The organism is Paenibacillus sp. FJAT-27812, from assembly GCF_001273905.1.
Lineage (GTDB): Bacteria > Bacillota > Bacilli > Paenibacillales > Paenibacillaceae > Pristimantibacillus.
Window position 1 is genome coordinate 5772855 of sequence record NZ_LIGH01000001.1, and the last position, 15129, is coordinate 5787983.

A 15129-nucleotide genomic window follows, 5' to 3' on the forward strand; every position below is an offset into this window, starting at 1 on the left:
TCTCTATTTCACAGCAACTAAACAGGCCATATCTTTTATTATAATGCTATTTCGCAATTTAGCAAAAGCTAACCGATTTCATCTTGGTTTATTGACGAATGACGATCATAAATTCAAAAAATATTTCTCTAGACAAAAAAGCAGCTCATATGCTACTTTTATTTACATCAAGCAACAATTAACAAAAGAAAGAAAAAATATAATATTTTATGTTATTTTTAAGGCGGCTCTAAAGCGGCTTAGCAAAGCCTCTATTCTACTTCACTAAAGTAGAATTTTTCACAATCAAAAGTTTAAGCGCTTTAACTTATAGGGAGGTGATCAGCCGATAAGACAAGAAGCTTATAGCACACTCGTAAGAGCATCAGAGGTTTTACGAACAAACTGAGCTTCCATCGCAACAAACAACATTATTGAGGAGGAATTAATTTAAATGGAAACGATTACAAAAAGAAGCAAGAGTAAATGGTTGCTTATTACTTGTCTTAGCTTTGCGCTTGTTCTCTCTTTAACATCCGCTGCGCTTCAATCAAAGGTTTCTGCGGGTCCTAGCCATGACGCTAAGTTCTCCCCTTCGACGCTTCAATTTCTAAAGTCGAATACGGGACTAGACGGCGAGCAATGGGATAACATTATGAAGCTCGTAAATAAACCTGAGCAAGATTCACCTAATTGGACCAACTTTTATGGCTATTGCGAAAATATTAATGATAACCGCGGGTATACGATCGGTATATTCGGCGCTACAACGGGCGGTTCAAATGACACATACCCAGACGGCCCAGAGCTTTTCAAGCAATACGATGCCATTAGCGGAGCTAGCAACCCTTCAACCATCGGGGGCTTAACGCGTCTCGGGGCGAAAGGGTCTATGAATGGCCGTATTCTAACGATTACGGAAAGCGCAAGCTCCTTCTGCAAGAAAGTTAACGGACAACAAAACAATGCTAAATGGAGAGAAGCGATGTGGCGTACGTTCTACAACGTATACATCAGTTACAGCGTGCAGCAAGCGAAGCAGCGTGGTTTCAGCTCCGCGTTGACCATTGGCTCATTTGTTGACACGGCCCTGAATCACGGAGCAACAGGCGGCTCAAACACGCTGCAAGGTCTCCTCTCGCGTTCAGGCAGCAGCACGAACGAAAAGACATTCATGAACAATTTCCACGCCAAACGCACTTTAATTGTTAACACGAACCATTACAACCAAGCGCCAAACGGTACGAATCGTGTCAAGCAATGGAATGATCTATTGAATCAAGGATACACTTCGCTCAAAAATGCCGATGCTGCAGTTGCTAAAGCTACTAGCTGGATCATGAAATAAATGATCACCATATAAGATCAGCCATAGGCTTTATTTCTGGGGCATGACTCCGAATGAAGCCTATGGCTTTGGTTATTGTTCCCGCCGCTTTCATCGATTCACGATCGGCAGCTTAATCCAAAAGATATACCTGCCTGCGTCATGAATAACGCCTATTGTGCCATTATTCATCTCTACGATTTGTTTGGCAATGGTTAATCCGAGCCCTGCTCCGGCAGGCAGAGAACGTTGGTCAGTCTCCTTCAACTCCAGCTTGAAAAACCGTTCAAACAGCCTCGCCTCCTCCTCCGGCGTAATGGCGCTCCCTTCGTTTTCAAACGTTATTTTGACATGACTTTCTTCTGCGAACAAACCAATTCTGATTTCGCCAGGCGACCTTGAATACTTCAAAGCGTTTATTAATAAATTATCGAACGCTCGAACCATTTTCTCGACGTCTATATTGACCAAGAACGGTTTCGTAAACAAGTTTTTTTCAATCGAAATACGATGCTCGCCTGCAACGGGTTCAAATTCGCTTATCATTTGGGCTAGAAGCTTATTGATTTCAATCGTTTCTAAGAATAGTTGAATATCGCCCCCGGTCAGGCGGGTATATTCGAATAAATCATCAATGAGCTTTTTTAGCTGCTGTGTTTTGTGATAGGCATTGCCGATAAACCGCTCTTGCTCTTGCTCATCTTGAACCGCATGTGATTTCAATAGATCCAAATAGCCGATCACGCTCGTTAATGGCGTTCTCAAATCATGCGAGACATGTGTAATCAGCTCCATTTTTGACTTTTCCAGCTGCCGCTCGCGCTCAAGCTGCCTTTGCAGCTGTTCCGCCATATAATTTATATTTTGGGCAACGCTGCCGAGCTGATCCTGCCTCGTCAAAGGCAAACGGAATTCTAGATTTCCGCCTGCAATTTGGTTTAAACCATCTGTAATTTCTTTAAAATAGGTTACGATTCGGCGTGTGAACAAAAAAAACAAACCGAAAAACAAGCCAAAAAAAATAGGCAGCGATACATAATTGCTAAATACGAACCCGAACTGATAGCGCGTAAGAGTATCCATGCCCAAATACAGGAGGACGGCCAAGACAAAGCTGACGACAGGCACCCACAGCATGACGCCGCGTATGCTTCGGATTCCGCTGGATGAGCTCTTCGTATTATTTTTCAATTTTATAGCCCACTCCCCAAACCGTCTTAATATAGCGTGGTGATCGGGGGTTCGCTTCGATTTTCTCACGAATGTTGCGGATATGAACCATGACCGTATTATCCGAGTAGAAGGCCGATTGGTCCTTCCATACCTTCTGGTAAATGCTGTCGATATTAAATACCGCTCCACGATGAGAGGCAAGCAGCAGCAGGATTGAAAATTCAATCGGCGTTAATGCGACGTTTTGGCCGCGCACGCTAACTAAATGCTGATCCTTGTAGATGATCAAATCATCAATGATGATTTCACTTGTAGCGGATGCGGCTTGATTGGCGGCATTTCGCCTTCGCAGCTGAGCTTTGACACGCGCAAGCAGCTCTAGCGGATTAAACGGCTTTGTCATATAATCGTCCGCCCCCGTGGAAAGGCCGGTTATCTTATCAATATCCTCACCCTTTGCCGAGAGCATAATGATCGGAATTTCAAACGTCTCCCTAATCTTAAGGCATGCCATAATTCCGTCCTGTCTTGGCATCATAATATCCAAAATAATAAGATCAATCGGCTCGCGCTCCATCGCTTCAATCGCCTGCAGTCCATCTTCCGCTTCAATGACGCGATAGCCTTCATTTCTTAAATAAATATGAAGGACATCCCTTATTTCCTGATCATCATCCACAACCAGTACGCTGAAGCCCACCCCGTTCACCTTCCGATCATAATTTGTTATCTCGCTTTGCGCGGAGCGTTTTTCCGGCATACGTAAACAAATGCAGGAGGAACATTCAGCGGCACAAACTTCATTTCTTCAATCGTAAAATGTTTACTCAATTGCTTCTTCATTTGCATGGAATACTGGTAGGCGATAAATAAGCCATCATCCTTTAACGAGAATTCGATTTGTTCAATCAGCTCATCTCTGAACGCTTGCTGGAAATTAAAAAAGGGCAGCCCGCTTATTATGCAATCCAGTTTATCGATTCCTTCTTCGCTTAGAGCGGTAGATAGACTCTCCGCATTATCATAACATTGAAATTCTGGATAATGATGCTTTAATCCGCTAAGCATTTGGGGATCAGTTTCAAACAATAAACATTTCGTATTTTTTCTTGCGGCTTCCCTTATATGCCTCGTGATCGCACCGGTTCCAGCCCCTAACTCCGCTGCGCTTTTCACCTCATGCCAAGGTACATACGAGACCATTGCTTTGGCTAAATATTTGGAGCTTGGCGTTACGCTGCCGATCTCGCCCGGTTTGTATAAAAATTTATACAAAAACATCCATTTCTCCTGCATCGCATTTATCATTTTCATAGCTTTGTCACCCTCCCTAGCTTCTTGCCCTTAATGCTAACAAGAAATTATTCAGATAAAACAAGGGGAAAAATGAATTAATTCTGAAGATGACTAATGAGAGGAGTGATTCGCCAAAAGCGAACCGTTTTTTTCCGCCAATGAAGTGATAAGCTATACCTATGTAACCCAATATAAAACAAGGCGGGATGAATCTTGTCATATCTATCTATCAGCACATGGAGCTTGCACCGCAACCTCGGACCACTCCGGTGGACCGCATGGGATGAGAAAACGAGCACTCCTATTACCAATGAACAGGAACAGCCTCAGGTTATAACGCTCCTTGAACTTCCAGGGGAAGCCGCTGCTAGAGGGTATCAAGCCATCGAGGTTTGCCATTTTCATTTCCCTTCGACGGAGCCTGCTTATCTCGAGCAGCTGCGAAACGCTTTTAACGCGGCCGGCATTAAATTCGATACGCTCCTTCTCGATTACGGCGATTTGACAACAACGGATGCGACGAGAAAATCAGCCGATCTCTCGCTCATCCGTCACTGGATCGATACGGCTTCCCTCTCCGGGGCCAAGCAAATTCGCATCGTTGCGGGCGAAGCACAGCCTACTGATGAAGAAGCGCTTCAAGCGTCCGCAGATTCTTTAGCCGAGCTGGCGCAATACGCTGTCTCCAAAGGCGTGCGTGTCATTACCGAAAATTTTAAAGCGCTCACCTCGACATCGGACAGCAGCCTCAAGCTGCTTGCACAAGCAGGCGAGCATGTAGGATTCATTACCGATTTTGGCAACTATCATGGCGAAGGCAAATTAGCGGAGATTAGTGCGACTGCCCCGCTGAGCGTCTCCGTTCATGTCAAGCCTACCTATGATCCTGATGGTTTTCCAGATACAGATGAGCTCATCACTTATTTAAATCAGGTCCAAGAGGTTGGCTATAACGGTGCTTACGTTCTCATTTATGATGGTCCTGGAGACATGTGGGAAGGACTTAACCGAGTAAAAACGATTGTCGAGCCCTTCATATTGACAGCACGCTAGCCCCCTCCTATACTTATAGAGTTGATTAAAAATGATAATCGTTATCGATGCTTCATATCATACGCTATAAGTATTTTTAATGTTTATCAAAAAGGGGTGCGCGTATGTCACACGAAATGGATTTTACGCTTGTCGAAACCTATTTTCATATTTCTCCAAACGGGGCAGCAGAGCCCGTGCTAGAGCTGCCTGCAACCGATTTTCTTAACAGGGAAATTGCGTACGATACGTTGTTAAAAGCGGGTGAAATGGTTCAAGCAACGGGCATTCAATTGCCAGCTTCGTTCGTGGGCATGTCCTTCTTCAATCTTAGCATTACGAATTTGTTCTTTGCCGCGCAGTATAACCGGTATTTGGATTTATCGCTACATAATTTAACCTATCAGCTGGAATCGCATCATGATCATGCGCATCTTGGCTTTAAAATCAATGAGCTGCGCTGGAGCGATGTTCCTCTCGAGGAGCAGGAGCGCAAAACCTTTCTAAGCCAAGCTTTCGCTTCCTCTTTTCGTAATGAAATTAATGAAATCGTCGAAGCGGTTGCCTTGAGCGTAGATGTAAAATCAGCGATGATATGGAATCAGGTTGGCGGTCAAATTCATGCCGTGCGGGACTATGTGTTCGAAAATATGAAAGATGAATCGCTGCTGGCAAGCTTTCAGCGTGATCTCGACATCCTCATCGGCCTTCCCGCTGAGGTGTTTAACCGTAAACGGAACCCGTTTGTTCATAAACCGCGTTATATTGAAAACCCATGGTCACCGCCGGACGGAAAGCTGCTTATCCGCTCTTCCTGCTGCATGTATGATTGCCGCGTTGATGGCGAGAAATGTTATTCTTGCCCGCGCTTGCTTCCCGAGGAACGGGAGGAAAGACGCAAGCTGGTTCTTGCAGCTGCCCAATAAACAAAAAAAGAAGTTGACAATACCTTACGGTATTTGTCAACTTCTTTTTTTACATTCAAATCATCGTTTATTCTAATTTGTTTACATAATTATAATTACGTTATTTACTATGTAAATTTAAAGGAATTTTACTGGAAATGTTATTCATGGCATTTCTGAGCTGTTTATTATCGATATGCGTATAGATTTGCGTGGTTTCGATGCTAGCATGGCCGAGCAGCTCCTGCAGCGTTCGAATATCCGTGCCGCTGCGGATTTGCATCGTCGCGAAGGAATGGCGAAGCTTGTGGCTGGATAGTCTTTTATCCGCAAGCGCAGGCATCGTTTCCTTCAATAGCTTAATCGTATCGTCCGCAACGGTTTGAATCATGCGAATAGACAGCCTGCGCCCAAACTGCGACACAAAAAACGGCTGCTCCTTGCCCTGCTTCGAATCCTTCCGTTCGGATAACGCGTCATTCATAACATTTTGCAGCGCATCCGGCAAAGGAATGACACGCCACTTGCGCCCTTTTCCCAAAATATGAATCGAGCCATCCTGCCGGTAATCCTGGACGTTCATCCGATGCACTTCCCCAACGCGAAGTCCGGCATAAGACATCAATAGGACGATAGCCACATTTCGGATGTAATATTTCCCCTTGATCGAGTGGAGCAGCGCCTCGAGTTCATTTTCCTCCAAATAGACCGGAATCCGATTTTTCTCCTGCTTGGACTTGGCAATTAATGAGGCGGGGKTCCCCTCCATATGCTCCATCTCATTCATCGCTTTAAAAAAAGACCGCAAGGACGACAGCTTACGGTTACGAGCCTCATCCCCTGCTCCCTTCTCCCTGCATACAGCCATGTAACGCATAATATCCATTTTTGTAATTCTTTTCGTTTCTGCCGGATAGATCGTCTGAAGAAAATCACTTACGTCACTTATGTAAGCTTGATGCGTTGACTTGGTCATTCCTTTATTTTTCATCCATATGGAAAAAAGCTCGATTTCGATTCCGTAGCTATCCGTTACCTCATGTTGTCTCTTTCGCAAGGCCAATCCCCCATAAAAAACGATTCTATGTACTCTATTTAAGTGATCACTAACTCTACTATGATAGCTGAAAAGTCGATATAAATGCAAACTGCGTGAAATATGTATTTCACGCAGTTTTTTTAATCTGAAATTATCGCTTTTTCCCGCTAAAATACCGTTTAATGCCCCTGTTTCGCACCTGATTCGGTTACGGATAGTTTTACGCTATAGGTGATGGGAATTTTGCTAAACTCCTCGTCCCAATCCTCCTTAACTTTACGCCATTGCTTAGGATGCTCTATGCTCAGACGGTTTCCGAAGCCAACAACGTCCGCCTTATATTCTTTTTGGATTTTATTTAATCCCAGCTTAATTTGCCTTCTAACTACCTTCTCTGCCGACTCTTCCACTCGTCTCTTAAATTCATCATTAATCTCTTCCTTTGAAAGCAGCCATTCTTCAATTAAGCGGCCGGTTGATTCTATCTCAACGTGAAAGCTAATTTTTCCGTTATTGACATGGGACATAATTTTGCTTTTCATCGTAATTAACTCATACGTCATGATCTGTTTCGTATCGGGATCATAACTTTTTACTGCCCCGCCCTTTCCTTTGCCGGTTAGCCATGTAATGCCGAGCAATTCCTCTTCCGATAATCGCCCTCTAAACTTTTGCGTTTTGCCTTTTATGACGGCTGCTCCCGAGAACTTCACTTCACCGTCTGACGCTAAGACATTTTGCAGCAGATAACTGGATTTCGCGTTCATTTTGCCTTCAAGCTTAATGAGGGACACAGGAGGTATGATTTTTAACGTACGATAGCGATTGTCAACCATACCCAAAATGCGAAAGGAAGGAATAATGGCATTCCCTTTTGCCTCCAGCACTTTCCTAGCTGAACCGCTGCTCATGACCACAAGGCTGTTGGGCCTTATATCATTATCCCGCAGCATGAAGCTTAGAAGATTGCTCATATCGTATCGTCGCGATAATGACTCGTTTATGACAATCAACTTCAGATGATGGCCGACTACCGGCCTCTCCAAACGTACCGCAAATTCTCGGATCATTTCAAAAAGCGAATCGCCAGTCTCCGACACGTTCAAATAAGGCTTAGCATTTGAATCGCTTTTTGTATCGCCGCTTTTCGCTTCCGATTGCTTATCTACAATTTGCAGCGTATAAGTGATTAAATCTTTTTTTCGATAGCCTGAGCCGAGCTTATCCATTTTCCGTTCAATTGATGTTTCGTTGGCAACATCAAGCGCCATGCCTACATAAATACTCAAATCCTCGATCTCATCCTTGCTCCAGCAGCCGGTCTGAACGAGCAGCACAAACACGCATAGGCATGCTAGTAACCACCGGATACGGCTAATGCGGCTGTCACCCATTATGATTTGCTCCTTTTCTTCCATTTGGTCAGCATTAACAGCAGAATCGGAATCGGAACGAACAAATAAAAGGCCGACATGCCAAGCATGTCACCAAACGAGAACAGAAGATTTATATTTTTTGGAAGCGTTGAAATGATAAATACGACCGGAAGCAGCGCATACAGGCATTTATGAATATTGACTTTGAATATTTGAGACAGCCCTAGCCCAGCTGCATAATAGGTAATCGTAAAGGTCGAATAAATTTGCATGATCCATATTACAAGCAATAAGGATTCGAACCGTTCAAAAATTAAGCCAGACAGTTCAAAGCTGCGGACAAGATCCAAAGTAGGCCACGTCCTCGTAACTACACCTTCTACGGATATGCCGCCAATGACAATTACGACCGTAATTAAATAAATAAAAAAAGGAATGGCTATTCCATAAGCTACGGCTTTGACCGATTTTTCTGGATTGCTCATAAAAGCCGTTAATACCAAGATGATTTCCACGCCGAGGAAGGACAATGCCGTTGTTTTGACTCCTGTTAATACAGGCATAATGCCTTCCGCTAATACAGGCCGAAGATTATCCAATTCGAATATCCTTAACGACATTAACATAACGAGCATATAGATGACGATCGTGATAGGCAAGATTACCTCGAATAATCTGGCGATCGGATTAATGCCGGATGTCATCAAATATAAGCTCACCCACATAAACACCATGACAATAACCCATGAAGGCGTGCCCTCTAGCAAAAATAAGACGGTTACTTCAGATAAAGCACGAACCTGATAAGACGCTGTCATAAAAAAATAGATGACAAACGATAGGCCGATGAGGCCGCCGATCCATTTGCCAAGAAGCTGCTGATTAAATTGAAACACCGTTTGGCCAACATGCAATTTTGATAAAATAGCCATAATTATGCCCGCAGCAAGCGCGATTAAGCCGCCAATGATAACGGATAACCATACGTCAGGCGTTCCCACCTGCGCCGCGGATGCCCTGGGCAAGGTAAGAATTCCTGAACCTAGCATAAAGTTCGAGATGATAACAGCCGTTTGGATGGTCGTGATACGATCCTTGGAGCTATTTTTCATGGGAATCCTTCTTCCAGCTCAAAATTCATTTTTTTTGCCGCTTAACATCTTTTGTTTGCATCATTTCCGGCCTATTCTTCATCATGAAGATGGGCGATCGAATAAATAAGTCCTTCCAATCGCTAATGCGATAAGGAACAACCGGAGATGCATAAGGGACGCCAAAGCTTTTTAGCTTGACGATATGCGCGCATAGCAGCAGGAAAAACAGCACTACGCCATACATGCCAAACGCTGCAGCGCAGAACATCGCTACGAAGCGCAGCATCCGGAGCGCAATTCCAGCATTATATTGCGGGATGGCAAAGGAAGAAATCGCGGTAACCGCCACCACAATAACAAGGATGGGGCTTACGATACCTGCTTGCACAGCCGCTTCTCCAATGATCAAGCCTCCAACGATACCCATTGCAGGACCGATTGGCTTGGGCAGCCTTAGTCCTGCTTCCCTTAATATTTCAATGGCAACCTCCATAATCAATGCCTCAATAAGCGAAGAGAATGGAACGCCAACCCTAGCGCCTATTATTGTAATCGCGAGCTTGGTCGGAATTAAGCCAGGATGATACGAAATAAAAGAGATGTACATAGCGGGCGCCAGCAAGGCTACTAATGCAGCAACAAACCGCAATATTCTAAGCAATGAACCAACCATCCAGCGCTCATAATAATCCTCTGGCGATTGCAGCAGCATGCTGAAAGTAACCGGAGCAATCAAAGCGAAAGGCGTGCCATCAAGCAAGATCGCAACTCGTCCCTCCATCAAAGCGCCTATGACACGATCCGGTCTTTCCGTGCTCTGAACTTGCGGGAACGGGCTCAAAAAGTCATCTTCAATCAGCTGCTCGACATATCCCGATTCCGGTAAATTGTCTATTTCGATTTTACTCACTCTGCGTTGCACTTCTTCAACTAATTCAGGATCGGCTATATCTTTTATGTAAGCGATAATCAGCTCTTTTTTGGCCCGTGTACCAACCTGCATGCTCAGGAACGCCATGCTGTCGTTTTCGCCATGCCTTCGCAGCAGTGCCGTGTTATCCGATAGGTTCTCATTAAAACCAGCCCTAGGACCTCGAACAAGCGCCTCTGAGATCGGCTCTTCGATGCTTCTGGATTTGCTGTTAAGCGTAGCCGTCAAAATAACTTCCGGAATACCCGCGATGACAAGTGCTGTAAATCCCGTTAACACTTTCGGAATCAGCTCTTCCGCAGTATCCACTTCCGAAATTTGGCTCACCGACAATACTTGATTGACTACAAACGATTTGGTAATAACAACGTCTTGATCCCGTAAAGACATTAATGCTCTTAAAATATGCTGATCAATTAAGTCACGGTCTGTCAAACAATTCGCAAATATAATGGCAGCCGGAACAGCTGCCTTGCCGATTGAAAACTCCCGGATCGTGACATCCGAATGATAAACGAGCTGCTCGCGAATCTCAGCAAGATTCTCATAAAAATTTTCATTCATTCGATTCACTGTCCTTTAATCCCCGAATCTGCTTAAAAATAAAGGAAATGATAATAGGAATGACGAGGGTGACGAGTGCTTGTAAGTATACCGTCCACTCAGGAATGTTCAATTGTTCGGCTAAAGACATAAAAGAGCTTTCCCCCTTGTGAACATTTGTCGAATAATCAATATTTTTGCCGTAATGCGCAGGTTATAAACTAAGGAGCGATTGAATAAGCGAAAAAAAAAAGGAGAAGGGATTATCCCTTCTCCTTAACTAGCCTCTATTAACAGCTAAGCGCAACACCTTTGGGCAGCACGCTCTCTACTTGTCCACGAACATAATGGTCATTCATTTTTTCGCCGAAAATAACGATATTGCCGCTATCCTCTCTCTTCCGAATCAAGCGACCGATCCCCTGTCTGAGGCGAAGCAGCATATAAGGCATATCCACCTGTTCAAACGGCGATTCCGCATCGCTTCGCCTAGCCGCGAATAACGGGTCGTTTGGAGGAAAAGGAAGCTCCCACACGATAACTTGCGAGAGGGATGGCCCTGGAATGTCTAAGCCCTCCCATAAGGTTACTGCGCACAAAATACTTTCTTCCTCGTTTTGGAACTGTTCAATGAGGAAGCTGATCTCGCTTGAGCCTTCGTAGAGGAAGTTATAAGCTGCGTAATCGGCATGCTTATCCGCTTCTAGCTTGAACTGCTCTAATTGCTCCATGGACGGGAATAAAATAAGCGTTCTCCCGCCTGACTGCTTAAGCAGCTTGAAGGTTTCGTCCACCTTATCATTTAACCCCATTAAATGTATGTTTTCGGGAATGGACACCGTCATTTGCTCCTCATAGTCATAAGGAGACGGTACGGAGAAAGACAAAGCGCTTTGCATTCCCAAAATGTCCATCATGTAATTAAACGAACCGTTAACCGATAGCGTCGCGGATGAAAATACGATTGGCATTTTACGCGAGAATACCTGCTCCTTGAGCACTTCCTTCACCCATTTTGGCATGATGACAAGGGAGGTGCCTTCCTTATCCTGGGATACCCAGCTAATCGGCTTGTCCTCTTTCTTGAACAAGGAAAGCGCGAATTGAATCATTTCCAAATGCTCTTCTACAATTTTGAGCTGATACGTATCAATCGTATACAAGCCGCTCTCAAATACGAGCTCTTCCTCAATGACCGAAAGCGTATCCTGCAAACGATTGATTTCGCGAATGAGCTCAGGGCTCCAAATGATCTCCTTGCGGTCCGATGCGGGAACCTTTTGGCTGTGCTTATTCATCATTTTGAATAGATGCTCGCTCTGGGTAATGGCATCCTCAACGGCAACCGCCAGCGACTCACGAATTTCCTCTTGCAGCAGTCGCGTCACGATTCCTTCAAAGACAGCGTGATTTAGCTTATAGGTTAATGCTTGCTGCGCGGCAGTCTCAAGCAAATGCCCTTCATCAAATACGACCGAGCTGTGCTCTGGCAGCAAAGGAAGCTGACCTTCGCGCTTTCTTGCTTCATAGGTCCATACATGCTCCATATAAAAATCATGCGAGCAAATGATAACATCTGCCGCTTTGCGATAATGGTCGCGTGATAACGTCTGGCCACAGCGATGTCTGACATCGCACACTAAGCAGTCTTGGAATACATCCCAGCCCAGCTCGTTCCACTGCTCGTCACTAAGGCTTGGATAATCCTTGCGATTGCCGTAAGGGTGGAAGCTCTGCATCGAATCCGGCTTGTGCACGAAGCTTGGAAGCTCGCGATAGATGCTGTCGAACAGCTCCGCATGATCCTGTCCGGATCTCGCGTCATCCAGCTTGTTCAAGCAAATATACTGATCCGCTGACTTTCCGAGTCTCGCGTCAATCGTCAAATCCAAGTAGCGTGCAAGCTTCGCAATATCCCCTTCGGGTTTTACAAGCTGCTCGATTAACGATTCATCCGCACAGGCAATAATGGCGGGTTTTCTCGTATAACGCGCATAGCTGATTGCATAAAGCAAATAAACAAAGGTTTTGCCCGTGCCGACTCCCGCTTCCGCGAAGATCGTTTGTTTATCGGCATAAGCGCGTTCCAATTGAAAGGCCATATAAATTTGTTCATCTCTAATTTCAAAGCCGGCCTCAGGCAGCTTCTCATAAAAAACATCGGCAATCCAATCGCTTGCCTGCTGGATAAAAGGGTGTTTCGGGTCAAAATCAAACGGATACTTATTCACGGGTAGCTTGCCTCCATATAGTAGGCACAAACGGCTGCGTGCAAGCACGCAGCCGACTGTGAAATCTCCTGTACTAATCGTACACTCAAATATATCACTAGAATGTGTACTTAGTCAAAGGTAATAGTCATTATTGCCTACTATTCGATCCATTTCACGAGGTTTGGGCTCTCATCCAGTATCGATTCGTACTGTTCTCTCCACCCGTATATGGCATTCGGATCAAGCTGTTTGTATCGCTCATACTTATGCAGGCGATCCTGCTCCCTCGCCCATCCCAAATGCTTGACGCGCAGATCCGATGTCTTATGCTCCAAAGAATAGATGTTCTGAGGAAATCTGCCGCAATGCTGCGGTGTTTGCTTCCACTCATACGGATAGCCCTCGACATATTTGAGCAGAAACGGGCGGTATACGGCATGCGCATTCCAAAAGTTGTCCTCGCGGTAATGATCCTCCGACCAGAAGTCATAGAGACGGAACATATAGGCGTAGGTATTGGGTTCATTTAACAAAATGGGCAGCGCAAGTTTAAATTTATCCTCGAAATATTCGTCAGCGTCCATATTGAGAATCCACTGCGGACGAAGCCGGATCGTTTCTTCCCATTGCTGCGTTCGCAGCTTTACCTCGTTATGAAATTGTGAGCTTTCGTTTTTAATATAGGTCAATGGAATACCTGCTAAATACTCATGGACGATATCTCCGGTATGATCGGTGCTTCCGTCGTCAATAATGACGGCATGGTCAATATACTCCCGATGATGTGCAAGCACCTCCTTCAAGAAGCGATCGCCTTCATTTTTGACAATCATCGACAACGTTAGCTTAGGTCCGGCTTCTGGCACGATAATCATTGGTCCGGCTGCTGGCGAGGCGACGTCTTTAACCTGAGCAGCTTCATTTGTCGCTACATTTGCCCTTTCATCCGTCGATTCCATAAAAAGCTTGGCGCGAACTAGATCTGATTCCCGGTAAATATGAAAGGCCGGATGCCTCGTGTCCACATGGAGGCCAATGCCAAGCGCAGCAGCACGCACGCAAAAATGCCGGTCTTCACCCCACAGCGATAGATTCGGAATCATGCGGAACGATATCGGCTGATCAATCGTTTTTTGATCAATATACGTACAAGCGCCGAGTCCGCCTACCTCATACACGCCAGGAATTCTAAGCTTCATCACAAAGTGGACAGCCGCTTCCGCTCCATCGCCTGCATTCATCGTTCCGTCTGATTGAAAAGGCCAATACGTGTCCTTCAGCCAAACCTGCGGAAGCTCCATCGTGCCCGGCTGCCACTGGGTCCAAAAAATCGCGCAAATAATCTCTTTTTCCGATGATATGAGCGATTCCAGCGTACCTCTCTGCAGGATCACATCGGAATCAATAAGAAACAGACCATCATACCGCTTCTCTCTGGCTGTAGCGATGATATGGTCCTTCCAGCCGGCTATTTTATCAATCAGATCATTGCTCCAGTAGTGGGTAAACTCATCCCGTGCATAAGGGGTGATCGAATCGCTTCTCTCTATTATCGTTTGGCTTCCGGCTGATTCTTGCTGCTTCGTTATAAATTCATTTAATAGCTGTGAAGACAGCTCGTCATCGTTGTCATCAATAAAATAATAATCCACTGCAAAAGAGCTTTTGGCAAGCCGCTCCAGCGAGGCGAGAAAATATCGCAATACGGACGGCTTTTGGCGAATAGGGCTTCCTATAAGTATTCGCTTCAACGATATGCCTCCTTTATTCCAAGGGAAATACGTTAGGAATGTTAATCCATATGAGTCATATGCATCTATTATGCGGTCTCGCGCAATTTTGTTTAGAACGGAGGCTTGGACGCCATCGCAGCTATCAAGGAATGGGATTTAAAATCATTGCTTTGGGGGCTTTTATTTCTATGTTTTGCCGACGCTGCGTTTACGGATATCGGACTTCGGCTTCATTTGATCGAGGAGCTTAATCCGCTCGTAAAAAAGCTTTATGAATGGAATTTGGCCGGCTATTATGCGATGAAGCTGCTGCTCCCTGTTCTGCTTATTCTCATTTATTACCGCATGAAAAACCGTCTTTGGATTAATCCCTGCATTCTTGTCACGGTACTGCTCTACTTCATCGTAAACCTGTATCATCTCATTTGGATTTCTTATATTGCTTAGCGTAAAGAAGCGCAGCTTTACTTCCGTGGAGAGGATTCTCT

At 45.0% G+C, this 15129-nt stretch carries 13 protein-coding genes and 1 pseudogene; 4 read left to right on the plus strand and 10 right to left on the minus strand.

Going from position 1 to position 15129, the window contains the following annotated elements:
• Positions 1-433 precede the first annotated feature (433 nt).
• Entirely contained in the window at positions 434-1327 is an 894-nt protein-coding gene (locus ADU23_RS24555) for a chitosanase (RefSeq protein ID WP_053376153.1), read from the plus strand.
• Between the two features lie 90 nt (positions 1328-1417).
• On the opposite strand, the gene ADU23_RS24560 is transcribed toward ADU23_RS24555, so the two are convergent.
• Genes ADU23_RS24560 through ADU23_RS24570 form a run of 3 tightly spaced genes read right to left on the minus strand, consistent with a single transcriptional unit; the run spans position 1418 to position 3793 of the window.
• On the minus strand, positions 1418-2497 hold the full coding sequence (locus ADU23_RS24560; protein WP_053376154.1) for a HAMP domain-containing sensor histidine kinase: 1080 nt from the start codon (positions 2495-2497) through the stop codon (positions 1418-1420).
• Positions 2487-3179, minus strand: coding sequence for a response regulator transcription factor (locus ADU23_RS24565; RefSeq protein ID WP_053376155.1), 693 nt, complete (start codon positions 3177-3179; stop codon positions 2487-2489). Before ADU23_RS24565 ends, ADU23_RS24560 begins: the two co-directional genes overlap by 11 nt.
• Positions 3180-3205: 26 nt before the next feature.
• Positions 3206-3793, minus strand: a complete 588-nt coding sequence (locus ADU23_RS24570; RefSeq protein ID WP_053376156.1) for a class I SAM-dependent methyltransferase — start codon at positions 3791-3793, stop codon at positions 3206-3208.
• A gap of 195 nt (positions 3794-3988) precedes the next feature.
• On the opposite strand from ADU23_RS24570, the gene ADU23_RS24575 reads away from it, so the two are divergent.
• A complete protein-coding gene (locus tag ADU23_RS24575; RefSeq protein ID WP_053376157.1) occupies positions 3989-4828 on the plus strand; it encodes a sugar phosphate isomerase/epimerase family protein in 840 nt (279 codons plus the stop codon).
• Between the two features lie 104 nt (positions 4829-4932).
• A complete protein-coding gene (locus tag ADU23_RS24580; RefSeq protein ID WP_053376158.1) occupies positions 4933-5733 on the plus strand; it encodes a hypothetical protein in 801 nt (266 codons plus the stop codon).
• Positions 5734-5833: 100 nt separating this feature from the next.
• On the opposite strand, the gene ADU23_RS24585 is transcribed toward ADU23_RS24580, so the two are convergent.
• The 7 genes and pseudogenes from ADU23_RS24585 to ADU23_RS24610 form a co-directional block, all read right to left on the minus strand.
• Positions 5834-6769, minus strand: coding sequence for a tyrosine-type recombinase/integrase (locus tag ADU23_RS24585; RefSeq protein WP_053376159.1), 936 nt, complete (start codon positions 6767-6769; stop codon positions 5834-5836).
• Between the two features lie 161 nt (positions 6770-6930).
• On the minus strand, positions 6931-8145 hold the full coding sequence (locus ADU23_RS24590; RefSeq protein WP_053376160.1) for a Ger(x)C family spore germination protein: 1215 nt from the start codon (positions 8143-8145) through the stop codon (positions 6931-6933).
• Positions 8145-9239 (minus strand): spore germination protein, encoded by a 1095-nt coding sequence (locus tag ADU23_RS24595; RefSeq protein WP_053376161.1) that lies wholly within the window; start codon positions 9237-9239, stop codon positions 8145-8147. The genes ADU23_RS24590 and ADU23_RS24595 overlap by 1 nt, the downstream gene beginning before the upstream one ends.
• A gap of 25 nt (positions 9240-9264) precedes the next feature.
• Positions 9265-10728 (minus strand): annotated as a pseudogene (locus tag ADU23_RS24600) (spore germination protein); the annotation flags it as partial.
• Positions 10709-10846, minus strand: coding sequence for a hypothetical protein (locus tag ADU23_RS32950; protein WP_157265950.1), 138 nt, complete (start codon positions 10844-10846; stop codon positions 10709-10711). The pseudogene ADU23_RS24600 and the gene ADU23_RS32950, both read right to left, overlap by 20 nt.
• Positions 10847-10985: 139 nt before the next feature.
• Entirely contained in the window at positions 10986-12926 is a 1941-nt protein-coding gene (locus ADU23_RS24605) for an ATP-dependent DNA helicase (RefSeq protein WP_053376163.1), read from the minus strand.
• Between the two features lie 140 nt (positions 12927-13066).
• Positions 13067-14659, minus strand: coding sequence for a glycosyltransferase (locus ADU23_RS24610; RefSeq protein WP_231637524.1), 1593 nt, complete (start codon positions 14657-14659; stop codon positions 13067-13069).
• Between the two features lie 105 nt (positions 14660-14764).
• On the opposite strand from ADU23_RS24610, the gene ADU23_RS24615 reads away from it, so the two are divergent.
• Positions 14765-15088, plus strand: a complete 324-nt coding sequence (locus ADU23_RS24615) for a DUF5658 family protein (protein ID WP_053376165.1) — start codon at positions 14765-14767, stop codon at positions 15086-15088.
• Positions 15089-15129: the final 41 nt, after the last annotated feature.